Here is a 22,516-nt window from a genome sequence, read left to right on the forward strand (position 1 = left end):
AGGCAAGATGGCACGGCAGGCACGGGCACCCCGGTGATCACGTAGCGTCAGAAACTTCATGATCACCTGCGTCCGTGCCTGCACCATCACCGCCCCCTGTCAAGCTCGACTCGGTGGCCACCAATTGCCGGAGCCTCTAAGCCGTCAGTTTCGGGATGATCTCCGCGCCGTAAGCCGCCAGGGTCTGCTCCTTCTGGTCGTGCATCAGGTACAGGGCGAACTGGTCCACACCCAGCTCCGCCAGCTCGGTCAGGCGGTCGACGTGCGCCGACGCCGGGCCCATGAGACAGAACCGGTCCACGATGGCGTCCGGGACGAAGTCCGTCGACGGGTTGCCCGCCTTGCCGTGGTGGGCGTAGTCGTAGCCCTCCCGCTCGCGGATGTAGTCCGTCAGCTCATGGGGCACCGGCCCCGACTCGCCGTACCGCGACACCAGGTCCGCGACGTGGTTGCCCACCATGCCGCCGAACCACCGCAGCTGGTCCCGCTGGTGGGCGACGTCGTCCCCGACGTACGCGGGTGCCGCCACGCACATCGTGATGCCGCCCGGGTCCCTGCCCGCGTCGCGGGCGGCGGACCGGACGGACTCGATCGTCCACCGGGTAATCGCGGGGTCGGCCGTCTGCAGGATGAAGCCGTCGGCGTGCTCGCCGACGAGCCGCAGGGCACGAGGCCCGTATGCGGCCATCCAGACCTCGAGCCGACCGTCCCGTACCCACGGGATCCGTACCGGTGCGCCATGGTGTGAAACCTCCCGTCCCTCCGCCAGTTCGCGGATGACGTGGATGGAATCACGCACCACCGACAGCGGTGCCGGCTGCTGTCCGATGACCCGTCGCGCTGAGTCACCTCGGCCGATGCCGCACACCGTTCGGTTGCCGTACATGTCATTCAACGTCGCGAAGAGTGACGCGGTGACCGACCAGTCGCGAGTGGACGGGTTGGTCACCATGGGCCCTACGACCAGCGAAGACGTCGCCGCGAGGATCTGTGAGTAGATCACGAACGGCTCTTGCCATAACACGACCGAGTCAAATGTCCAGCCGTACCGGAAACCCTGCCGTTCGGCCTCGACCATCAGGTCCACGACCGCCGACGCGGGCGGGTCCGTCTGCAGCACCACACCGAAGTCCACGAAAGACACCCCAATCAGACGAGGTACTGCGACAGCTCACGCGACAGGAACCGGCCGTGCCCCTCGTGGCCGTGGAACGACCCCTCGGAGACCACCACGGACCCGCGTGACAGCACCGTCGACACCCCACCGGTGATCGACATGCCCTCGTACGCCGAGTAGTCCACCGCCATGTGGTGCGTTGCCACCCCGAGGGTCTGCCGCACCGCGGGGTCGTACACCACGATGTCCGCGTCCGCGCCCGGCGCGATCACGCCCTTGCGCGGGTAGAGCCCGAACATCCTGGCCGGCGTCGCCGACGTCACCTCGACCCACCGCTGCAGCGTGATCTCCCCGGCCACCACGCCCTGGTGCAGCAGGTCCATCCGGTGCTCGACGCCGGGAATCCCGTTGGGAATCTTCGAGAAGTCCCCGCGTCCGAGCTCCTTCTGGTCCTTGAAGCAGAACGGGCAGTGGTCGGTCGACACCACGGACAGGTCGTTGGTCCGCAACCCGCGCCACAGGTCGGCCTGGTGCTCCTTCGGCCGCAGCGGCGGCGACGCGACGTACTTCGAACCCTCGAAGTCCGGCTTCGCCAGGTCCTCGATGGACAGGTAGAGGTACTGCGGGCACGTCTCCGCGAACACGTTCTGGCCCTCGTTGCGAGCGGCGGCCACGGCCGCAAGCGCTTGCGACGCCGACAGATGCACGATGTACAGCGGCGCGCCGGTGACCCGCGCCAGCTGGATCGCCCGCGACGTCGCCTCGCCCTCCAGCTCGGGCGGCCGCGTCAACCCGTGCTGCACCGGATCGGTCCGGCCCTCGGACAGCGCCTGCGCCACCAGCTCGTCGATCGCGATGCCGTTCTCCGCGTGCATCATGATCGTCGCGCCGGTGCCGGACGCCTTCTGCATCGCCCGCAGGATCTCGCCGTCCGTCGCGTAGAACACGCCCGGGTAGGCCATGAACATCTTGAAGCTGTTGACCCCGGCGTCGATGCACGACTCCATCTCCTTCAGCGACTGGTCGTTGACGTCGGAGACGATCATGTGGAAGCCGTAGTCGACGGCGCAGTGCCCGTCCGCCTTCTCGTGCCACTTGTCCAGTGTCGACAGCAGCGAGGTGCCCTTGGCCTGCACGGCGAAGTCGATGATCGTCGTCGTGCCGCCCCACGCCGCGGCCCGCGTGCCGGTGAAGAACGTGTCCGCCGAGAACGTCCCGCCGAACGGCATCTCCATGTGCGTGTGCGCGTCGATCCCGCCCGGCAGCACGTACTTGCCGTCCGCCTCGATGTACGCGTCGGCCGGCCCGAGCACGCCGGGCGCGGCCAGCGCGGCGATCTTCTCGTCCTCCACCAGCACGTCCGCGCGCAGCGTCCCGCCGGCGTTGACGACCGTCCCGTTCCGGATCAGGGTCCGCATGGTCACGCCCCGGTGAGCTGGTCGTAGGTGTCGGGCCTGCGGTCGCGGTAGAACTGCCAGAGGTCGCGGACCTCGGTCAGCAACCCCATGTCGAGGTCGCGCACGACGATCTCCTCCGCCGTGTCGGAGGCGGTCCCGTCCATGATCTGGCCCCTCGGGTCCGCGAAGTACGACTGTCCGTAGAAGTCGTTGTCACCCAAAGGTTCCACGCCTACCCGGTTGATGGTGCCGACGTAGTACTCGTTCGCGACCGCGGCGGACGTCTGCTCCAGCTTCCACAGGTACTCCGACAGCCCACGCGAGGTCGCCGACGGGTTGAACACGATCCGGGCGCCACCCAGCCCGAGCGCCCGCCAGCCCTCCGGGAAGTGCCGCTCGTAGCAGATGTAGACGCCGATCTTGCCCACCGCGGTGTCGAACACGGGGTAGCCGAGGTTGCCCGGCCGGAAGTAGAACTTCTCCCAGAAGCCCTTGACCTGCGGAATGTGGTTCTTGCGGTGCTTGCCTAGGTAGGTGCCGTCGGCGTCGATCACGGCGGCGGTGTTGTAGTAGACGCCGGGCTGCTCCTGCTCGTACATGGGCACGACCAGCACGACGTTGTGCTGGTCGGCCAGCTCGCACATGAGCTGGGTGGTCGGCCCGTCCGGGATCTGCTCGGTGTAGGAGTAGTAGTCGGCGTCCTGCACCTGGCAGAAGTACGGGCCGTAGAACAGCTCCTGCAGGCACACGACCTGTGCGCCCTGTGACGCAGCGGTACCGATGTGGGTGACCGCGTTCGCGATCATCGACTCCTTGTCACCGGTCCACTTCTGCTGGACCAGTGCCGCCCTGACGATCTCAGACAACTGCCTCTCCTTCCGTCACCGGCCGAGGCGCCGGTGCGCTCTCCCGCGATGCCCTCACGGTCAGCAGCAGGTACACCACGGATGCTGCCACCAATCCGACGACCCAGCTGTAGTTGTAGAGCTCCTTCAGGAACGGGATCAGGCCGTCCTTGGGGAACGGGTTGCCAGAAGCACTGTGCGCGCCACCGACCGCCAGCACGGCGCCCACGAGCGTCGCCACCAACGCGGGGATGTTCCACCCGCCGCTGAACCAGTACCGGCCACCCTCCTTGTAGAGATCCTCCAACGCCAGGTTGGTGCGGGCCCGGAACCAGTACCCGGTGATCAGCACGCCGGCCACCGCGCCGAGCACGCCGCCGTAGAAGCTGAGCCACCCGTTGATGTAGACGTCGGCGTTCGCGAGCAGCCGCCACGGCATGATCACGACGCCGATGATCCCGGTGATCAGGCCGCCGAGCGCGAACGTGATCTTCTTCGGGAAGGCGTTGGAGAAGTCGTACGACGGGCTCACGACGTTGGCGGCGAGGTTCGCCGAGATCGTCGCCAGCACCAGCGCCACCAGCGCGACGACCACGACGACCGGGGAGGAGAACCGCGACGCGAGCGTCGCCGGGTCCCAGATGACCTTGCCGAACAGCACGGCGCCGCCGGAGGTGGTCAGGATCGCGACGATCGCGATGAACGACATCGTCGTCGGCAGGCCCAGGATCTGGCCCCAGAACTGCTTGCGCTGCGACCCGCCGAACCGCGTGAAGTCCGGCATGTTCAGCGACAGCGTCGCCCAGAACGCGATCATGCCCATCAGCGACGGCGCGAACACCTTCCAGAAGTCACCGCCCCAGCCGAGCTTCGACGGCTGCGACAGGATCGGGCCGAACCCGCCCGCCTTCACCAGCACGTACACCAGCAGGATCAGGAAGCCGACGGTCACCAGCGGCGCCGTCCAGTTCTCGAACCTCCTGACCGCCTCCATGCCGCGCCAGATGATCAGCATCTGGATGACCCAGAAGACGGCGAACGAGATCCACAGAGTGATCGGCTGGCCCCCGACCGCCGACGCGTTGATCCAGCCGTCCCCGGTCAGCTTGCCGATGATCACGTAGATCGCCTGGCCGCCGACCCAGGTCTGGATGCCGAACCACCCGCACGCGATGAACGCGCGGAGCAGTGCGGCCAGGTTCGCCCCGCGCACGCCGTAGAACGCGCGGGCGAAGACGGGGAACGGGATGCCGTATCTCGTGCCCGCGTGGCTGTTCAGCAGCATCGGGATCAGGACGATGAGGTTGCCGAGCGTGATCGTGACGAATGCCTGCACCCAGTCCATGCCCAGGGCGATCAGACCGGAGGCGAGCAGGTAGCTGGGGATGTTGTGTGCCATCCCCATCCAGAGGGCGAAGTAGTTGTACGTGGTCCAGTTACGCTGCGCCACAGGCACTGGGGCGAGCTCCGCGTTGTAGAAACGGCTGTCCGCGATGGACGAGTGATCGGCGAGATCGACCCGTCCGTCCGAGCTGGTGGTCGTTAGTGCCATCCTGGGATCGTGGGTCGCGGCGGTGCCGCGAGGCAGTGTCACTGTGTTCGCGCTTGTCCTACTTGGTGGTCACTCTGTCTCTTGCGGAGCCGTCAGGTGGGCTTGAGCTCCGCCACCTTCCGCACGAACCCCACCAGATCGGGCTCGTCCGGGGTCGGCTGCAGGACGAGCGTGGTCGCCCCGGCGTCGATGTACTCCTGGATCATGTCGGGCACGGCGTCTCCCGCGACGCCGTACTCCTCCGGGCCCTCCGCGTCGAGCCGCTCCTGCGCGCCGGCACCGAAGGCCGCCCGTGCGTAGGCGACGATCGGCTTGTCCGTCGTCCCCCGTATCTCGCGGACGCCGTGCGGGCCCGCGTGTGCCGCCAGGATGATCGCGTCCGCCTCCTCGACACACACCGCCAGCGACTTCGGGCCGAACGCACCAGCGACCACCTGCGGCGTGTTCGCCGGCAGCCAGTCCAGCCCCACGTCGTCGAGGTTGACGTACCGGCCCCGCAACGTCACGCGCTCCCCGGCCAGCAACCGCCTCAGCGCCACCAGGTACTCCCGCAACAACGTCACCGGGGACTCGGCACGCACGCCGGCCTGCCCCATCCACTCCTGCAACCCATGTCCGAACGCGAACGTCGCCCGTCCGGGGAAGAGTCGCTCGACCGTGGCAACCTCCATTGCGGACAGCGCCACATTCCGCAACGGAATCGGCAGCAGACCGACCCCCACCCGCACCCGTTCGGTGAACCCGAGCAGCGCCACCGAACTGGCGAAGCCACTCGCCGAGAAGCAGTCCTCCCACAACCAGACCTCGTCCAGCCCGCTGTCATCGAGAACGGGCGCGATCTCCCGCATCCGCTCCGGCGCGAACTGCGGCCGGAACACCACACCAAGTTGAGTCACGACTGCCGATCCTCCAGGAAGATCGACGCCCCCGGCAACTCACACCCCGGCCACCGCGACCACTTGACATAGGGAGATGCCGATCACGGGATGGACCCGGTTCACGCCATCGGGTTGGCTCCCGCGGGGCGTGCCGTGTGGACGCGGCCCCTGATGCTGTTGATGTACGGGAGGATGCCGGTCGACCAGCGTTGGGGGGTGCCGCCGGTTCGGGTGTTGTGCAGCCACACCATGTGGCTGGCGTGCATGGTGTCGTGGTGGTAGGCGAAGATCTCCCCGGGGGTCTGCGGGAAACGGCTGCCGAGGCCCTTGGCCTGGACCTCACCGGTCCACGGGATCCTGCCGCGTAGGTCCTCGCCGCCGTCGTCGCCGCGGAAGACTCGGTTGGCGGTGATGAAGCGGGTGATGCTGGGGGTCGGCGGCTCGGGGTTGGGCCCGCCCACCGTGACGCCGCCACCGTCGACGCAGTGGGTGATCAGGTCGCGCATGGCCTCGTCGTTGTCGATGACGTTCGCGTTCAGTCTCAGGTACGTCGACGGCCACGCCTTCTTGCTCTCGGTGAACCATCGCTTCAGCTCGGTGCGCCACGCCTCCGTCGAGAAGCCGTGCCTGCCCGGTACGCCCATCGCGGTCTCGCCCAGGGAGAACTGCTCGAACCGCGGGTGGCCGTCGTAGCGGGTGGCGAACGCCCGGGACAGGGCGATGAGGCGGTCCATCACCGCCGGCTGCCACATCCTGGCGGTGCTGTCGAGGCCTCCGGTCCAGGTCGCGCCGCTCGGGCGGGTGATCACCCAGCCGTTGTCGGCGACATACCTCGGGTAGACGGCGGCACTGCCGCCGAACGAGCGCTCGTTGACGTGCACCATCAGGAACTTGTCCATCGCGTCGAGCTTTGCCAGGTAGGCGTCGATGATGCGGAAGCCCGGCGAGTAGTCGCCGCGCGCGGCCTCGAAGTCCGACCAGTGGAAGGCGATCTTGATGCCTGTGACGTACGGGTTCGCCGCCACGGTGTCCAGCGCGGCGAAGTGGCGCCGCTGCACGTCCGCCGACCAGGCCGGCTCGGACGGCCAGAAGTAGTGGCCCGGATGCCACTTCCTGCCGCTGGTGGCGAAGGCCAGGGACGGCGTCAACGCCGGCACGGCTGCCGCCGCGACCAGGCCGCGAAGCAGCGTCCTGCGCGTGAGGGTCACGGCGGGCAGGATGACAGCCACCGCTTTGGCACGGCGTTGGTCACGCTTGGCTGCCCTGGTCAGACCGCTGTGCGTGAGCCACGCGGACCTCGGTACGGGCGGCTACGATTCGGCCGGTGATTATCGGACTGCTCCACCCCGGCGCCATGGGCTCGGCGGTCGGCGCCCAGCTCGTCGCCGCCGGGCACCAGTGCGGGTGGGTGCCGGAGGGCCGTGGGTCGGCGACCCGGCGCCGGGCCGCCGAGGCCGGGCTGACCGCACTCACCAAACTCGACGAGCTGGCGTCCTGCGACGTCGTGGTCAGCGTCTGCCCACCTGCCGCCGCGCTCGACGTCGCCCGCCAGGTCGCGCGGATCGGGTTCACCGGTTGCTACGTCGACGCCAACGCGATCAGTCCCCGGCACAGCGAGGGGATCGCGGCCGTGCTCGACGGCGCCACCGTCGTCGATGGTGGGATCGTCGGGCCGCCGCCGCGGAAACCGGACACCACCCGGCTCTACCTCTCCGGTCCGGGCGACGCCGTGACCCGCGTCCACGACCTGTTCAGACACACCACCCTCACACCGGTCGTCCTGCCGGGACCGGTGGGGGCCGCCTCCGCGCTCAAGCTTGCCTACGCCACCTACAACAAGGTCAGCATCGTGCTCGCCGCGCAGGCCCACGCGCTCGCGCGGCAGCACGGCGTCGACGCCCAGCTGCGCGAGCTTGCCGCCGCGACCCTCCCCGGCACCCCCTTCGCCGACCCGGAACGCCTCGTCTCCGCTGGTCAACGGGCCTGGCGCTGGGCACCCGAGATGCGCGAGATCGCCGAAACCTGCCGCGACGCCGGCCTACCCGCCGACCTTCTCGACGCCGCCGAGGCATTCCTCACGCACTGGCGCCAGCACAAGGACGACCCGGACCTCACCCTCGACCAGCTTCTCGGCGCGCTGACCGGCGTGCGGGGCCAGGCGGCTCAGCCGGACACCTGAGCCAGGCACTCGTCCAACACACGCAGGTAGTCGCGGCCGTACGTGCCGTTCTCCAGCCCCCGGTACAGCGCCTCCGGCAGGTCGTCGGCGACCTCGGCCGAGCGGGCCGCCGCGGCCAGCGCGATGGTCGCCACCGTGTCGACGTCACCCGTGTAGGCGACGCACTGACGCAGTAGCTCGGTCATCGACCGCGCCGAGGCCAGTGCGGTGAGTGCCGCGCGGACGCTCATCGCGCCCTTCGAACCGACCTTGCCCTGCCACGGACGGGTCCAGTCGTCGCCGAGCTGGTCGGAGATCCACCGCGTCACGTCGGCCAGTGGGCCCAGCTCGTGGTGGCAGTAGTGCACGGCCAGCGCGGCCGCCTCCGCCGACGCGACGCCGGCCGGCGTGTCGTGCGTGACACGGGCCTGCACCGCCGCGTGGTGGCGGACCTCGGCGACGGACGGCAGAAGCCCCACCGGCGCGACCCGCATCGCGGCGCCGCTCTTGTCGCTGTCCGGCCGGATGCGGTCGAGGAACTCGCGCCCGGACGTCACCGACAGCAGGAACGCGTGGAAGCCGCCCGCGTACCCGACCCGCGGGTCACGGTGGAAGACCTCGACGAACTTGTCCGCCAGCGTCAACGGCGTCCACTCGGTGCCCAGCAGTTCGGCGATGGCGAGCGTCATCTGCGTGTCGTCGGTGTAGTCGCCCGGTTCGATGCCGGTGTGCGTCGGGTGCTTCAGGTACCCCTCGACGTTGTTGTGCCGCGCCACGAACTCGGGCGGGGCGTACTCGAACGCCGCGCCGTAGGCGTCCCCGATCGCCAACTCGACCATCATGCGGGCACCGTATCCCAGAGAGCCTTTTCACTCAGCCGAAAAGGGTGTCGCCGCGTACCCACGCTCGTACGATTCTGCTCATGTGGGGGTCAATCACGCGCAAGCGGCTTTCCGTTCTCGTCACCCTCTTCGTTCTCGTCGGCGTCGCGCCGCCCGCCGCCGCGACCGCGGCGCCCGGTGTCCTTACGGCCCCCGACCACGCCGCTGCGGTCATGACCGGCTTCGCGCCGCCGTCCGGGCAGGCGCGGCCGAACGCGATACCGCCCGGGTACGCGTTCCGGAACCTGCAACTCAACCTCTGCAACAGCGGCATCGCCGGTTGCTTCGACGGCGGCCAGTCCGTGCCCGAGGCGCAGCGGGTCATCGCCAGTTGGGCGCCGGACGTGGTGACCCTGAACGAGATCTGCCTGCCGGACGTCCGTGACCAGCTCTTCCCGACCATGACCCAGACCTGGGCGAGCGACTGGGTCTTCTGGGCGTTCATGCCGGCGTGGAACGTGTCGCAGAACGCGCCGTACCAGTGCGCGAACGGCCGCGGCCAGTACGGCAACGCGATCATGGGCCACGTCCTGGCCGCGGACTGGGCCGGGGTGAACACCGTGGGCGGCATCTACCAGTCGCAGGACGCCAACACGAACGAGTGGCGGTCATGGGTGTGCGCGTACGCGATCGACAACTACTACGGCTGCGGCACCCACCTCGCGGCGGGCAACGCCACGGCCGCCGCCCGACAGTGCGACGACCTGCTACGCAACCTAGTCCCGACGTTCCAGTCCTCCGAGGGCGGCTACCACCCGACGGTCGTCGGCGGCGACTTCAACCTGAAGTACAAGGGCAGCCCGGACATCCAGACCTGCGTCCCATCCGGCTGGTACCGCAAGGGCGACGGCGACGTCCAGCACTGGTTCATCACCACCGACCTGACATTCGGCTTCACCAAAGAAATCAACATGTCCCACACCGACCACCCCGCCTGGCTGGTAACAACAACCAAGTCCTAACCTCCCAAGCGGCCACCCCGGCCCAAAACGACTCGAACCCGCCCAAAAACAGCGACGCACCCAACAAACCACCAGCCCCAAGACAACCCACCCCCTCCGCGAGTCCCGCGCCCAAACACGGCGAGTCCCGCGTTGACACACGGCGAGTCCCGCGTTCACGCACGGCGAGTCCCGCGTTCACGCATACCGAGTTGTGGCTGCGCACGCGGGACTGTCGCGGGAACAGTGTGTTCAGCGGGTCTATCGCAGAAACGCGACAGTCCCTGTTCAGCCACGCACGCCGAGTTGCGGTTTCGTGCAGGTTGGCTGGGATCCATCGCTTTGATCGCCACCTCCTCTGTCTCACGTGGTCACCGACCGAGGTGTCGATCTGGGCCTGTTTCAAGATCGGCACCTCGGTGTCAAGTCGCTGGAGACAGCGAGGAAACCAACTTGTTGAATCCGGGGCAGAAGATCAGGGTCTGTAGCCATGATCTTCGAGGCCGCGATCGGGGTCGCTCGGGAAACACCTGTCAGTGGATCCGCAGCGTCGGGACCGGGTTATTGTCGCTGTCGATACGCACAAAGCGTCGTGGACGGCTGTGGTCGTGGGCCCAGAGTTGTCCGCGGTGGACACGTTACGAGTTCCGGTCAACCGAGATGCTTCCGCCGGTTACGACGGCTCGCCGCGGCCTGGCCGCAGGCCACGTGGACGATCGAAGACGCCGGCGGCCTGGGAGCACCGCCGACCGAGCGTCTGCGCCGACACCGTCTACGCACCATCACCCGAGACTCGGTTTCCTCTCTGCCGGCCGCCACTTGACACAGAGAGGTACCGTCATGGGAAAGACCTGCCGATCTTGGGCAGCCCTGGTTGGCTAAGCACGAAACCGCAACTCGCTATGTCTGAACGCGGGACTCGTTATGTCTGAACGCGAGACACGCGGTGTTTGGGTGCGGGACTCGCGGATGGTGAGGATGGGCGGGGCGTTGTGGTGTTGGGCGGGACGATCCGGGGGCGGCGGGTGTGTTTGCCAGGCGGTGGAATGCGGGTCGGGGTTCTCTCTGTTGCCAACTGTTTGACACGGGGAGTTGCCGATTATGGGATGGCCCTCGTCTTTGCGTGCGGGGTCATAGTCGGTCGAGGAAGCCCTGGATTCGTGCTATCTCTCCTACGTTGTGTTGGCTTCGGTAGAGGGCGAGTGACTCGTTTAGGCAGGTTCTTGCCTCGTCCGGGCGGTGGGCGTCGGTCAGGACTTCGGCCATGCGGGCCAGGATCTCTGCCTCGCCTCGGGTGTGGTTCAGTTCGCGGCAGACAGACAGTGCTTGTTGGTAGTGCATCAGTGCCTTGTCGTGGTCGCTCAGTTGGTGGTCTAGGAAGCCGAGGCTTCCCAAGGCCTCTGCTTCTCCTTCCTGGTTGTGGTGGGTGCGGTGTAGTTCGAGGGCGGCCGCGCAGTGTTCGCGGGCCTCCTCGTGGTGGCCGAGCCTTGCGTGTAGCCAGCCGACCATGTTCAGTTCTGGCGCTCCCTCAAGTGGGTGGTCGTGGGCGCGGCACAGTTCCAGTGCCGTCGTCGCGTGTTCCAGTGCTCGGCGGTCGTCGCCCTGCCATACCCAGGACCAGGCCAGGCAGCGTTGGGTCTCGGCCTGTCCTGAGATGTCGTCCTGTTGTTCGGCCAGCGCCAGTGCTTGGCTCAGGTGTCCGCCTGCCTTTCCTGGTTCGCCCAGGTAGGTGTGGGTGTGACCCAGCACGCGGTGTGCCCGCGAGCGGACTGTCTCGTCCTCGGTGTCCAGCGCGGCCGTCCACACGACCACCTGCATGCGTAGGAAGCCCCGGCGCCGGTGGTAGGTGTCCAGCGCCCACGCCAGCTGCCATACCTCCCGCTGCCAGCCGCGTGCCGCCGCCAGCTCCTGTGCCGCCAGCAGGCACGGGTGCTCCACGTCGAACCACGCGATCGCGTCGCCCACCGGCAGGGGGTCGACGTCGATCGGCCGCCGGTACGGGTAGAGCTGTCGCTCGCCCGCGTACGCCGTGCGCAGCAGGAAGTTCACCAGCCGCCGTAACGCGTCCTCCTCAGTGGACATCTCGGCCGCGAACAGGCGGATCAGGTCATGCATGCGGAACCGGCCCGGCACGTGTTCCTGTAACAGGTACGCGTCGTCCAGGCGCCGCAGCGCCGCACGCGTCCGAGCCACGGGCAGGTCGGCGAGCGCTGCCGCCGCCGGCAGGCCGATGTCCGGTCCCGGCGCGGCGCCCAGCAGCCCGAACAGCCGCACCGCCTCGGCGTCCAGCCCGCGGATCGACCATGACAGCACCGCCCGCACGTCAGTGCTGAGGTCGCCGCCGCCCAGCGCGTCCAGCCGTGCGTCCGTCAGCTCCGCCGCCAGGGTGCCCAGGGGTAATCGGGGATGGGTCGCGGCCCGGGCCGCGACCACGCCCAGAGCCAGCGGCAACCCGCCACAACTAGCGACGATCCCCGCCACCGCGGCGGGTTCCGCGTCGACTCGTTCCGCGCCGAGCCGGCGCGCGAGCAACTCGGTGGCCTCGGCCGCCGGTAGGACGTCCAGCGCCAGGGGCACGGCGCCGTGTGCGGCCACCAGCCCGGTCAGCTGGCGCCGGCTCGTGACGATCACCGTGCAGGTCGAGCCGCCCGGCAGCAGCGGGGTCACCTGCGCCAGGTCGGCGGCGTTGTCCAGCACGAGCAGCACCCGCTTGCCGGCCAGGACGCTGCGGTAGGTCCCGGCCAGCGCCTCCGGGTCCGCCGGCAGGGACGCCGTGTCCACCCCGAGCCCGGCGAGCAGGCCGCGGATGGCGGTGTCCGGTGACAGTGGCTGACCGGAGGGGTCGAAGCCTCGCAGGTTCACGTACAGCTGACCGTCTGGGTACCGGTCCACGTGCTCGTGCGCCCAGTGCAGTGCCAGCCACGTCTTGCCGATCCCGCCGATGCCACCTACCGCCACCGTCGCGTGCTCTTCCACGGCCTTGGTCAGGCGGGCCAGCTCGTCGACCCTGCCGGTGAACGTGCGTGGCGGGGCGGGCAGCTGGCGGGGCATGGCGGGCCGGCTCGTGAGCTCCAGCGCGGGGTCCGTGGCCAGGATCCGCTGGTGCAGCGTGCGTAACGGCGGGCTCGGGTCCGCGCCCAGGCCGTCGGCCAGGCGTTGCCGGAGCTCCTCGTAGTGCCGTAGTGCGTCGGCCTGGTGCCCGCCGCGGTAGAGCGCCAGTAGGTACTGTCCGGCCAGGCGCTCGTCCAGCGGGTGGTCGGCCATGCTGGCGGACAGCTCCGCGACCAGCGCCGCGTGATCACCGCGGCGAAGCCGGATGTCCGTGAGGTCCAGCTCGGCGGCATGCCGGTGCCCCGCCAGCGTCGTGCGCACCGAGTTGACCCATGGGGTGTCGAGCGTGCCGAACGGTTCGCCCCGCCACAGCGCGAGTGCCTGCTCCAGCAGGTCGGCGGCCCGGGTGTCGTCGCGGGCCGAGCGTGCCTGGCCGACGAGGTCCTGGAACCGGTGCACGTCGACCACCGCGGGGTCGACCGTCAGGTGGTAGCCCGGCGACCGCCAGGAGATCTCCACGTCGTGCATGGGTGTGAGCGCCTTGCGCAGCATGGTGATGCCGTGCTGCACCGCCCCGCGTGGCCGCTGCGGCTGGTGGCTTCCCCAGGCCCGCTCGACGAGGACGTCGACCGACACCGTGCGGTTGGCCTCGACGAGCAGGACCGCGAGCAGGCACCGCAGCCGCGCATAGCCGAGCGCGACCGTCTGGCCATCCAGGCGGGCTTCGATGTCGCCGAGCAGGCGGAACTCCACAATCGCCAAGTCTATTGCTGTTACAGGGAATCGATGACTGGAACGGCGATTGTAGGTTGCTGGCGGATGCCGGTGTGCCGGCGGGGTCGAGGTAGGCATGCCGGCAGTATTGCGTCGATGGCCGTCGTCGTGCGATGCGGAAGTGCCCGGTTGTGGACAACCGAGTGGGCTGTGGACAACTTTCTCTCCATTCGCGGACGGCCTCGTAGGATGGCCGCATGAACCGTGACGGCGACCAGTTCGTCCAATGTGGACTTGGACATCGACACTGGGGGAAGTACGGTGCCGCCGGGTTGTTACTGCACCACGGCGGCATGGTGCTCCTCCAGCAGCGATCCGCGCTCTCGCTCGGCCCTGAGACGTGGGGCCTGTTCGGCGGCGCCCGCGAACGCGACGAGCCGCCGGTGACCGCCGCGTTGCGTGAGACCGCGGAGGAGTCCACTTTGGATGTGGAGCTCGTTCGGGTCCGTGGTGTCGTCACGGAGGACCACAAGGGCTGGGCCTACGACACGGTCGTCGGCGACGTCGAGACCGTGCCCGAGGTGGCGCCCGCGTCCTGGGAGTCCAAGGACGCCAGGTGGGTGCCCACCGACGAGGTCACGAAGATGGACCTCTTTCCGGCCTTCGCGGTTTCCTGGCCCAGGGTGCGTGACGCCATGCGTAGACCCGTGCTCGTCGTCGACACCGCCAACGTCATGGGGTCCCGCAACGACGGCTGGTGGCGGGACCGGCACGGCGCCGCCATTCGGCTGCGCGACCAGATCGACGCCGTGGCGGGCTTCCACTTACCGCCGTTCGATGTCGCGTTCCCCGAGCTGGTGATGATCGTCGAGGGGAAGGCACGCGGCGTCGGCGACGGTGAGCACATCCGAGTGATCAGTGCCGAGGGGGACGGTGACGACACCATCGTCGCCACGGTGCGGCGGTACGCGGGGGTGCCGGACGCGGACGTGTTCGTTGTCACCGCCGACCGGGAGCTCAAGCGCCGTAGCCAGGAGGCGGGGGCCTCGATCCTCGGGCCGAGGTGGCTGCTCAACCAGCTCTGATCCGCCTGTTGGGCGGGTCGAGGTGGGGCTGGATGGGTGGTCGGTTGGGCAGGCGGGGACGAGTGTGGGCGAGGCTGGACGGCCGGGACGGCGTGAGGCGAGGTGAGGTCGATCAACTGTTGACTTCCTGAACAAGTAGTGCGACGTAGAGAGACAGCACGGATTCCGGGTCGTCCAGGGAGACGCCCAGTACCTGCTCCACGCGCGCCAGTTGCTGGTAGTACGCGGTGCGGGACATGTGTGCCGCCGTCGCCGCGGCGGACTTGTTGCCGCCGTGCTCGCAGAAGTGCCGCAACGCGTCGATCAGCCGGCTTTCGTGTGTCGCGTCCCGCGCCAGCAGGGGGCCTAGCTCCCGTGCGGCGAACGCCGTCACCCGGTCGTCGTCGGCCAGCAGGTGCAGCAGTCCACGCAGGCGCACGTCGTCGAGCCGGTGGTACGGGCGGCCGTCCGCCGAACGCAACGCCGCCTTGGCCACGTGTGCCGCCTCGACCATGGTCCGGCGGGCGTCGGACACCGCGTCGACCGTCGTGCCCACCGCGACGATGACCGGCATCGCCTTGGGCGCGCTCGCCGCCGCCTGGTGGATCTCCTTGGACAGCCGGCGAACCACGGCGTCCACGTCCGCCTGCGGGGTCAGCGACAGCAGCGCCCGCACGCTGATGTCGTCGACCACGCCGACCAGTGCCGCCACCCGCGCGCGCCGGGCCGCGAGCGCGGTCGCCTCCGCCAGGTCCCGCAGGACCTCCTGTGTGGCCATGGCCGGTCGGCCGGCCGTCGCCGCCTGCGGTGTCATCGACGGGCGGACCGAGACGCCCAGCAGTTGGCGCCGCTGGAGGGGGACGCCCAGGGCGCTGGCCCGCGCGGTCAGGTCGGCGGCGGTCGTCGTCGAGCTGAGCAGTTCGGTCAGCAGCGTCCGGTGCGCGTGCCGTTCCAGGCCCTCGCGGTCGCGGGCCACCAGCCGGTGCACCGCCAGCGCCGACGCCGCCCGCTCGGCGATCACCACCTGCCGGTGCTGTGGCTCCGAGGGGCAGACCAGCACCAGCCGGCCCCAGTCGTTGCCGCGGGCGCCGACGACGGTCACCAGCCAGCCGGCCTCTTCGTGGTAGCTCGTCCGGGCGTCGACGGTGACGGCACGTGACCTGGCCGCCCAGTCGGTGACCAACTCGCGCGGGTCCGCGCCGGCGGCGTCGTAGGCGAGCACGTCGTGGCCGAGCGTCTCGAGCACCACCGGCAGGCCTGACGCTCTGGCCACTTCACGCAGCACCTCGGCAGGCTCGGCGCCGGCGACGGTCAGCGTCGTGAACGTCTCGTGCACCCGCTCCGCCGCCCGCAGCTCGGCCACCTGGGCGGCCACGATCAGGCCGACGACCGCCTCGGTCACGGCCACGAACCGGGTTTCCCTCGACAGGGTGATCAGTGGCAGATCGTGCTCGTCCGCCGCCTCGATCATCGCGGTCGGCAGTTCGCGGTGCCAGTGCCGGACCAACTCGACGACCACCCCGACGACACCGACCGCGGACAGCTCGGCGACGTACCTGGTCAGCGCCTCGGGATCGTCGGGGAGCGCGATGCCGGTGGTCAGCACCAGCTCGCCGCCGCCGAGCAGGGGCGCGATGTCCGCGATCTCGGCGATGTGCACCCAGCGAGCCCGCCGGTCCAGCCCGCCGGCACCCGCGACCACGGTGGCGAGCCCCTGCCGGATCACCGGCAGGGTCAGCACGTCCGCGACGGTCGGATACATGCGAGCAGACTGTACGGCCAGAGGCGGCTCCGCGATACACACTGTCCATGGCGTCGCGAGATGCGCCTCGGCACACTCAGGCGTATGGACAGTCTGATCGACCGCCACCGCGCCGTCCTCCCCAACTGGCTGGCGCTGTACTACGCGGACCCGATCGAGATCGTGCACGCGAGCGGGCGGCGGGTGACCGACTCGAACGGCAAGACCTACCTCGACTTCTTCGCCGGCATCCTCACCAACGCGCTCGGGTACGACGTGCCCGAGGTCAGCGATGCCGTGCGCAAGCAGCTCGACACCGGCATCCTGCACACCTCGACGCTGTACCTGATCCGCAGCCAGGTCGAGCTGGCCGAGGAGATCGCACGGCTGTCGGGGATTCCGGACGCGAAGGTGTTCTTCACCAACTCGGGCACCGAGGCCAACGAGACCGCGCTCATGCTGGCCACGCAGTACCGGCGCAGCAACCAGGTCCTCGCGATGCGCAACTCCTACCACGGCCGCGCGTTCGCGACCGTCGGCATCACGGGCAACCGCGGGTGGTCGGCTTCCGCACTTTCACCTGTTCGTGTGTCCTATGTGCACGGTGGGTATCCGTACCGCAGCCCGTTCCGCGGGCTCTCCGACGCGGACTACATCGCCGCGTGCGTCGAGGATCTGCAGGACGTGCTGCGGACGGCCACCTCCGGGGACGTCGCCTGCATGATCGTGGAGCCGATCCAGGGCGTCGGCGGGTTCACCACGCCGCCGGACGGTTTGTACGGCGCGTTCGCGGAAGTCCTTGCGGAGCACGGCATCCTGTTCATCTCCGACGAGGTGCAGACGGGGTGGGGACGCACGGGCACGCACTTCTGGGGCATCCAGGCACACGGGATGGTCCCGGACATGATGACCTTCGCGAAGGGCCTGGGGAACGGCCTCGCCATCGGCGGCGTGGTGGCCCGCGGCGAGATCATGGACTGTCTGACTGCCAACTCGATTTCCACGTTCGGGGGTAACCCGGTCGCGACGGTTGGTGCACACGCCGTGCTCGACTACGTGCGGGAGCACGACCTGCAGGGCAACGCCCACACGCTCGGCGAGCGGCTGTTGTCGGGGCTGCGTGATATCTCTTCGCGGCATCCGGTGGTCGGCGATGTCCGTGGGAAGGGGTTGATGGTCGGGGTGGAGCTGGTGGAGCCGGGCGGCACGACGCCGTCGCCGGCCGCGGCCACGCGCGTGCTGGAGGAGACTCGTGCGCGGGGGTTGCTGGTGGGCAAGGGCGGCCTCCACAACAACGTCATCAGGCTGGCGCCCCCGATGACGCTGACGGCGGACGAGTTGGCGGAGGCGCTACGAATCCTCGGCGAGGCGATCGCCGCTGCCGGTTAGTGCGGTGTCCGCCGGCGTTCGCCGGGTCAATCGGCGGCCCGGCGAGATGGCGTTGCCGGCGAGATGGCGTTGCCGATCCGCCCAAGTACGGTCCAGTACGAGGGCGAATTGGCGCCTTGCCAGCGGAAACCTGGATCCACCGATGTGCCCACCGACATCGGTGGGCACCGCACCAGGTGGTGAACGGCTGATGGCCCCGAGGGGCGGCAGCGCAGTGGCCGGCGACGGTCGGCTGGCTGTGGCTGGTTGGTGGAACGGCAGGGACCCGCGGCAGCGTGCCGCGGTGGGAGTTGGCGCGGTGTTCGGCCGTGCGTCGGAAGGGAGTCTGTGATGGTCGCGCGGATCAGTCACTGGATCGACGGGAAGCCGTGGGCGGGGGTCGCGGAGCGGTCCGGCGACGTGTTCGACCCGGCGACCGGTGAGGTGAGCGGGAAGGTCGACTTCGCGTCGTCCACTGAGGTGGACGAGGCCGTCGGGGCCGCGGCGCGGGCGTTCCAGACCTGGCGGCACACCTCCCTGGCGGCCCGGTCGCGCATTCTCTTCGCCTTCCGTGAGCTGCTCGACGAGCACAGGTCGGACCTGGCCGCCATCGTCACCGCCGAGCACGGCAAGGTTCTCGACGACGCCGCCGGTGAGGTGGGTCGCGCACTGGAGAACGTCGAGTTCTCCTGTGGCATCCCGGCCCTGCTCAAGGGCGGCTTCAGCGAGAACGCGTCCACGCGCGTCGACGTGTACTCCATCCGCCAGCCGCTCGGTGTCGTCGGTGTCATCTCGCCGTTCAACTTCCCGGCGATGGTCCCGCTCTGGTTCGTCCCCAACGCGATCGCGTGCGGCAACACGGTCGTGCTCAAGCCGTCCGAGAAGGACCCGTCCGCCGCCAACTTCATCGCGGACCTCTGGGCGCGCGCCGGTCTGCCCGACGGCGTGCTGAACGTCCTGCACGGCGACAAGGTGGCCGTCGACGGGCTGCTCGAACACCGCGGCGTCAAGGGGATCTCGTTCGTCGGATCCACCCCGATCGCGCGCTACGTCTACGAGACCGGCACCCGCAACGGCAAGCGTGTCCAGGCGCTGGGCGGCGCCAAGAACCACATGGTCGTCCTGCCCGACGCCGACCTCGACCTCGCTGCGGATGCCGCCGTGTCCGCCGGCTTCGGGAGTGCCGGCGAGCGGTGCATGGCCATCTCCGCCGTGGTCGCCGTGGGCCCGGTCGCCGACGTTCTGGTCGAACGGATCAAGACCCGCATGGCCGACCTGCGCGTCGGCGACGGACGCCGCCCCGGTTGCGAGATGGGGCCGCTCGTGACGGCCGCCCACCGCGACCGCGTGACGTCGTACCTGGACGCGGGCGTCGGCGAGGGTGCGACGCTCGCGGTCGACGGCCGCGACCACGAGATCGACGGCGAGCCGACCGGCTTCTGGCTCGGCCCGACGCTGTTCGACCACGTGCGCCCGGACATGTCGGTCTACCGCGACGAGATCTTCGGGCCGGTGCTGTCGGTGCTCCGCGCGGAGACCTACGAGCAGGCCGTCGGCCTGGTCAACGACAACCCGTATGGCAACGGCACGGCGATCTTCACCAACGACGGCGGCGCGGCACGGCGTTTCCAGAGCGAGGTCGAGGTCGGCATGGTCGGCGTGAACGTGCCGATCCCGGTCCCGGTCGGCTACTACTCGTTCGGCGGCTGGAAGGACTCGCTGTTCGGCGACACGCACGCGTACGGTCCGGACGGCCTGCACTTCTACACCAGGACCAAGGTCGTCACGTCCCGCTGGCTCGACCCGTCACATGGCGGAGTGAACCTGGGTTTTCCGCGCAACGAGTGACACCCCGACGGAACCATCCACCTGTCCGTTCCGTCGTAGTGCCCGGGTGTACCGCCTGGTCACGGGCGGTAGGCTGGACGGGTGGTCATGGGGTGAGATTGACAAAGGGGTGTGGTGGGCGTGCCTGACGGTACGAACGCACAGGACACGGGGACCGGCGATCAGGACCCGGGAACGCCGGCCGACCAGGTCGACGTGGAGATCGCCCGGCAGAACGTGCTCGGGTGGTGGCGCTCGCTGTTCGGCGTGGGTGGGGACCAGCCGTACGAGGCGGGCGGCGGCGGCACCGGCGGCGAGTTCATGTTCGCGAACCTGGACGACCTGAACGACGTCATCAAGAAGTGGGAAGACGAGCGGGACGGCATCAAGGCGGACCGCGACGTGATCGCCGACGCCTACTACGCGATCAAGGAACCGGCGGCCGACTCGATGAGCCGTGGGCAGGCGACCGCGTCGCGGGACTCCCTCGCCAACATGTGGACCCACAGCAACGCGATGTTGGACTACGCCAACAGCTACATCGAGAAACTGAAGGCCAGCCGCGCGCAGATCTCGACCATGGAAGACGGCGCGCACGCCCAGATGCGCGGCATCCAGGCGTGACGGGCTGAGGGGACATCGACATGACTGGCATCTGGACCCAGCTCTACGGCTTGAACGGCCAGGAGATCTACCACAACTTCCGTGGCGGCACCGGTGACGACGCCGCCGGCCTGATCGAGGCAGGCGCGAAGGTGACCACGGTGACGAAGCGGTACGAGGACCGCACCAGGTCGATCACCAAGCTGACCACCAAGATGGAGGGCGCGTGGCAGGGTGACGCGGCGGGTGCCGCGCAGCGCGGCGCGGGGCCGCTCGCGGTGGAACACGGGCTCGCCCAGCCGAACATGGTCACCGCGCACAACACCCTGAGCAGCCAGGCCACGGCGTTCAACACGGCGAAGTCGCAGGTCACCGAGATCCCGCCGACGCCGGACAAGCCCGGCGTGTGGGACAACCTCTCCAGCTTCGGCGGCGCCGGCCGCACCTACGAGGACAAGGTGGGCAAGGTCAACACCGCCAACGACCACAACGTGGCGGTGATGGAGCAGTACGAGACCACCACCAGCTCCAACACCTCGGCGATGCCGACCACCTACGGCCGGATCACCGACGACTACTCCGCGGTCGGCGTCGACCGGCCCTCCCCGCCGCCGCCGAGCCAGCCGTACGACCCGGGCGTCTCGAACCCCAACGGCCGGGGCGGCCAGAACAACGGCAGCAGCGGCCACAACACGGGCACGACCGGCAGCAGCTTCACGAACACCGGCAAGCAGAACCCGCCCGGCGGCAACACGCACCAGCCGTCCGGCAACAGCCAGACCACCCCGGCCGACCACCGCCCGCCGGTCGGCCTGCCACCACGCACCAACCTGCCCGGCGGCAACCCCGGCCAGGGCGGCGGGGGCGGCGGCAACCCGGCGATACCGGGCATGCTTCCCGGCTTCGGCCCGACCGGCGGCGGCGGTGGCGGCGGGTTCGGTCCGCGTGGCAGCGGGAGCTTCGGCCCGGGTGGCAGCGGCGGCACCGGCGCCCCCGGCACCGGCGGGCCCGGCGCTGGTCGTGGCTCGGGCTTCGGCCCCGGCGCGGGCGGCGCGGCGGCGGCCGCCGAGGGCGCGGCCGGGCGCGGTGGTGCCGCGGGCGCTCGCGGCGGCATGGGCGGCATGCACGGCGGTGGCGGCAAGCGTGGCGAGGGCGAGGAGGACACCGAGCACGAGCGGCCGTCGTTCCTCGTCGAGCCGGACCCGCACGACACGTTCGGCACCGACGAGGTCACCGCGCCGCCGGTGATCGGCGAGTAGGACATGCTCGACAAGCCACTGAAACTGCACGACGAGGCGCTGGCGCGGCTGGTGCGGCTGGAGAACCTCGGCGATCTGCACGTCGCGATCCGGGGGCAGGCGGTGTGGCGGCGCAGGTCCGACCAGGACCTGCTGGAGGTCGAGGCCCGCAAGGAGTTCCAGCGGCTCGGGCTGCTGGACGGCCGCGGGCGGGTCGACGTGGAGGTCGCCGCCTCGCTCGCCGTGCTGACCCGCGCGGGTGCCGAGTTCTACGGCTGGATCAACACGGGCGACCAGACCAAGGGCGTACTGGCCGGCGCGACCGGCCGCGAGGCGATCCTGGCCGTGCGCAGGGGTGCCGAGGTGACCATCACCCAGATCCGGCCGGAGACGCTGCCGATGGCGCTGGTCAACCAGACCCCGGACGTGCCGCCGTCGCGGGGCGAGGCCGTGAACGTCGTGCCGTCGGAGGTGCTCGCGTCGTCCGGCGGCCGCCAGCGCACGGCGGCCGGCGTCGGCATGCGTCCCGCGCCGCCGGAAGTGCGGATCGTGCAGCAGATCATGTCGCAGCCGACCACCGGAGGCGGCGAGCTGTACGTCGCGATCCGCGATCGCATGGGCCGCCGCAGGTCCGTGCGGGACCCGCTGCGCTATGCCGACACCGAGAACGGCCGCTGGCTCAACCACACGTCGACCACCGCCGACGGCGAGCCACGTGTCCTCGTGGCCCCGGCCACCCGCGCCGACCTCGTCGCCCGCCTACAGGAGATGCACCGCACCCTCTCCCGCTGACCCCTCAGGAGGTCGGTCAGGACAGATGGCGGGTGAACCACTCGGTCAGCGCGTCGTCGACCCGCTTCGCCAGCGGGAGCTGCGGCGCGGGCGCCATGCCCGGCTCGTCGGCCAGCGGGTGGGCGAGGCCCGGCACGGACACCAGCTCGGCATGCGGTGCGGCGTCGGCGAGGGCGACCGCGTCCGCGCGGAAGGGCGGGTCGTCCAGCTCACCGCTGACCACCAGCAGCGGCATGGTCAGCTCCCCGCCGCGCCGGAGGAAGTCCAGCGCGTCGGCCAGTGCCTCGGCGGCCGGGTCCCACGGGTAGTTCCCCTCACTGACCATGTCGACCAGTGGCCGTGGCCGGAT

At 69.6% G+C, this 22,516-nt stretch carries 17 protein-coding genes and 1 pseudogene; 8 read left to right on the forward strand and 10 right to left on the reverse strand.

The window, feature by feature from the left end; genetic code table 11:
• Positions 1-136: 136 nt before the first annotated feature.
• The 6 genes from VET29_RS19530 to VET29_RS19555 form a co-directional block, all read right to left on the reverse strand.
• On the reverse strand, positions 137-1,135 hold the full coding sequence (locus VET29_RS19530) for a TIGR03842 family LLM class F420-dependent oxidoreductase (protein ID WP_324922389.1): 999 nt from the start codon (positions 1,133-1,135) through the stop codon (positions 137-139).
• A 14-nt stretch (positions 1,136-1,149) separates the two neighbouring features.
• Positions 1,150-2,535 (reverse strand): dihydropyrimidinase, encoded by a 1,386-nt coding sequence (gene hydA / locus VET29_RS19535; protein ID WP_324922391.1) that lies wholly within the window; start codon positions 2,533-2,535, stop codon positions 1,150-1,152.
• 2 nt (positions 2,536-2,537) lie between these two features.
• Complete coding sequence (locus tag VET29_RS19540; RefSeq protein ID WP_324922394.1) at positions 2,538-3,380, reverse strand: nitrilase-related carbon-nitrogen hydrolase; 843 nt, start codon at positions 3,378-3,380, stop codon at positions 2,538-2,540.
• The gene (locus VET29_RS19545) at positions 3,373-4,911 is read right to left on the reverse strand and encodes an NCS1 family nucleobase:cation symporter-1 (protein ID WP_324922397.1); all 1,539 of its coding nucleotides are present in this window, start codon (positions 4,909-4,911) and stop codon (positions 3,373-3,375) included. The genes VET29_RS19540 and VET29_RS19545 overlap by 8 nt, the downstream gene beginning before the upstream one ends.
• A 92-nt stretch (positions 4,912-5,003) precedes the next feature.
• A complete protein-coding gene (locus VET29_RS19550; RefSeq protein WP_324922399.1) occupies positions 5,004-5,807 on the reverse strand; it encodes an LLM class flavin-dependent oxidoreductase in 804 nt (267 codons plus the stop codon).
• Between the two features lie 101 nt (positions 5,808-5,908).
• Entirely contained in the window at positions 5,909-6,997 is a 1,089-nt protein-coding gene (locus VET29_RS19555; protein WP_324922401.1) for a hypothetical protein, read from the reverse strand.
• 116 nt (positions 6,998-7,113) lie between these two features.
• On the opposite strand from VET29_RS19555, the gene VET29_RS19560 reads away from it, so the two are divergent.
• Entirely contained in the window at positions 7,114-7,968 is an 855-nt protein-coding gene (locus tag VET29_RS19560) for a DUF1932 domain-containing protein (protein ID WP_324922403.1), read from the forward strand.
• Here VET29_RS19560 and VET29_RS19565 read toward each other — a convergent pair.
• Positions 7,953-8,789, reverse strand: coding sequence for an ADP-ribosylglycohydrolase family protein (locus VET29_RS19565; RefSeq protein WP_324922405.1), 837 nt, complete (start codon positions 8,787-8,789; stop codon positions 7,953-7,955). The genes VET29_RS19560 and VET29_RS19565 overlap by 16 nt on opposite strands.
• Before the next feature lie 80 nt (positions 8,790-8,869).
• On the opposite strand from VET29_RS19565, the gene VET29_RS19570 reads away from it, so the two are divergent.
• Positions 8,870-9,790 carry a hypothetical protein gene (locus tag VET29_RS19570; protein WP_324922407.1) on the forward strand — a complete coding sequence of 307 codons (921 nt, stop codon included), beginning with the start codon at positions 8,870-8,872 and terminating at the stop codon, positions 9,788-9,790.
• Between the two features lie 1,110 nt (positions 9,791-10,900).
• On the opposite strand, the gene VET29_RS19575 is transcribed toward VET29_RS19570, so the two are convergent.
• Positions 10,901-13,573, reverse strand: coding sequence for an AfsR/SARP family transcriptional regulator (locus tag VET29_RS19575; RefSeq protein WP_324922409.1), 2,673 nt, complete (start codon positions 13,571-13,573; stop codon positions 10,901-10,903).
• 218 nt (positions 13,574-13,791) lie between these two features.
• Between VET29_RS19575 and VET29_RS19580 the strand changes: the two genes are divergently transcribed.
• A complete protein-coding gene (locus VET29_RS19580; protein ID WP_324922411.1) occupies positions 13,792-14,619 on the forward strand; it encodes an NUDIX domain-containing protein in 828 nt (275 codons plus the stop codon).
• 112 nt (positions 14,620-14,731) lie between these two features.
• Here VET29_RS19580 and VET29_RS19585 read toward each other — a convergent pair whose 3' ends face one another.
• Complete coding sequence (locus VET29_RS19585) at positions 14,732-16,360, reverse strand: PucR family transcriptional regulator (RefSeq protein WP_324922413.1); 1,629 nt, start codon at positions 16,358-16,360, stop codon at positions 14,732-14,734.
• Between the two features lie 84 nt (positions 16,361-16,444).
• Here VET29_RS19585 and VET29_RS19590 point away from each other — a divergent pair, with 84 nt between their 5' ends.
• The 5 genes from VET29_RS19590 to VET29_RS19610 all read left to right on the forward strand — a co-directional run bounded on the left by VET29_RS19590 (position 16,445) and on the right by VET29_RS19610 (position 22,167).
• Positions 16,445-17,728 (forward strand): aspartate aminotransferase family protein, encoded by a 1,284-nt coding sequence (locus VET29_RS19590; protein ID WP_324922415.1) that lies wholly within the window; start codon positions 16,445-16,447, stop codon positions 17,726-17,728.
• Positions 17,729-18,058: 330 nt separating this feature from the next.
• Positions 18,059-19,555, forward strand: coding sequence for a CoA-acylating methylmalonate-semialdehyde dehydrogenase (locus tag VET29_RS19595; RefSeq protein WP_324922417.1), 1,497 nt, complete (start codon positions 18,059-18,061; stop codon positions 19,553-19,555).
• A 120-nt stretch (positions 19,556-19,675) separates the two neighbouring features.
• A complete protein-coding gene (locus tag VET29_RS19600; protein WP_324922419.1) occupies positions 19,676-20,158 on the forward strand; it encodes a hypothetical protein in 483 nt (160 codons plus the stop codon).
• 20 nt (positions 20,159-20,178) lie between these two features.
• The gene (locus VET29_RS19605) at positions 20,179-21,396 is read left to right on the forward strand and encodes a hypothetical protein (RefSeq protein ID WP_324922422.1); all 1,218 of its coding nucleotides are present in this window, start codon (positions 20,179-20,181) and stop codon (positions 21,394-21,396) included.
• A 3-nt stretch (positions 21,397-21,399) separates the two neighbouring features.
• Positions 21,400-22,167 carry an ESX secretion-associated protein EspG gene (locus VET29_RS19610; RefSeq protein WP_324922424.1) on the forward strand — a complete coding sequence of 256 codons (768 nt, stop codon included), beginning with the start codon at positions 21,400-21,402 and terminating at the stop codon, positions 22,165-22,167.
• A gap of 16 nt (positions 22,168-22,183) precedes the next feature.
• On the opposite strand, the pseudogene VET29_RS19615 reads toward VET29_RS19610, so the two are convergent.
• Positions 22,184-22,516: pseudogene (locus VET29_RS19615) on the reverse strand (alpha/beta hydrolase); the annotation flags it as partial.

This window comes from Actinophytocola sp., assembly GCF_035634895.1.
GTDB lineage: Bacteria > Actinomycetota > Actinomycetes > Mycobacteriales > Pseudonocardiaceae > Actinophytocola.

Coding starts and splice junctions, on each gene's coding strand:
- hydA (WP_324922391.1), bottom strand. CDS start 2,535: ATGCGGACCCTGATCCGGAACGGGACGGTCGTCAACGCCGGCGGGACG.
- VET29_RS19595 (WP_324922417.1), top strand. CDS start 18,059: ATGGTCGCGCGGATCAGTCACTGGATCGACGGGAAGCCGTGGGCGGGG.
- VET29_RS19545 (WP_324922397.1), bottom strand. CDS start 4,911: ATGGCACTAACGACCACCAGCTCGGACGGACGGGTCGATCTCGCCGAT.
- VET29_RS19570 (WP_324922407.1), top strand. CDS start 8,870: ATGTGGGGGTCAATCACGCGCAAGCGGCTTTCCGTTCTCGTCACCCTC.
- VET29_RS19590 (WP_324922415.1), top strand. CDS start 16,445: ATGGACAGTCTGATCGACCGCCACCGCGCCGTCCTCCCCAACTGGCTG.
- VET29_RS19580 (WP_324922411.1), top strand. CDS start 13,792: ATGAACCGTGACGGCGACCAGTTCGTCCAATGTGGACTTGGACATCGA.
- VET29_RS19605 (WP_324922422.1), top strand. CDS start 20,179: ATGACTGGCATCTGGACCCAGCTCTACGGCTTGAACGGCCAGGAGATC.
- VET29_RS19565 (WP_324922405.1), bottom strand. CDS start 8,789: ATGATGGTCGAGTTGGCGATCGGGGACGCCTACGGCGCGGCGTTCGAG.
- VET29_RS19610 (WP_324922424.1), top strand. CDS start 21,400: ATGCTCGACAAGCCACTGAAACTGCACGACGAGGCGCTGGCGCGGCTG.
- VET29_RS19585 (WP_324922413.1), bottom strand. CDS start 16,360: ATGTATCCGACCGTCGCGGACGTGCTGACCCTGCCGGTGATCCGGCAG.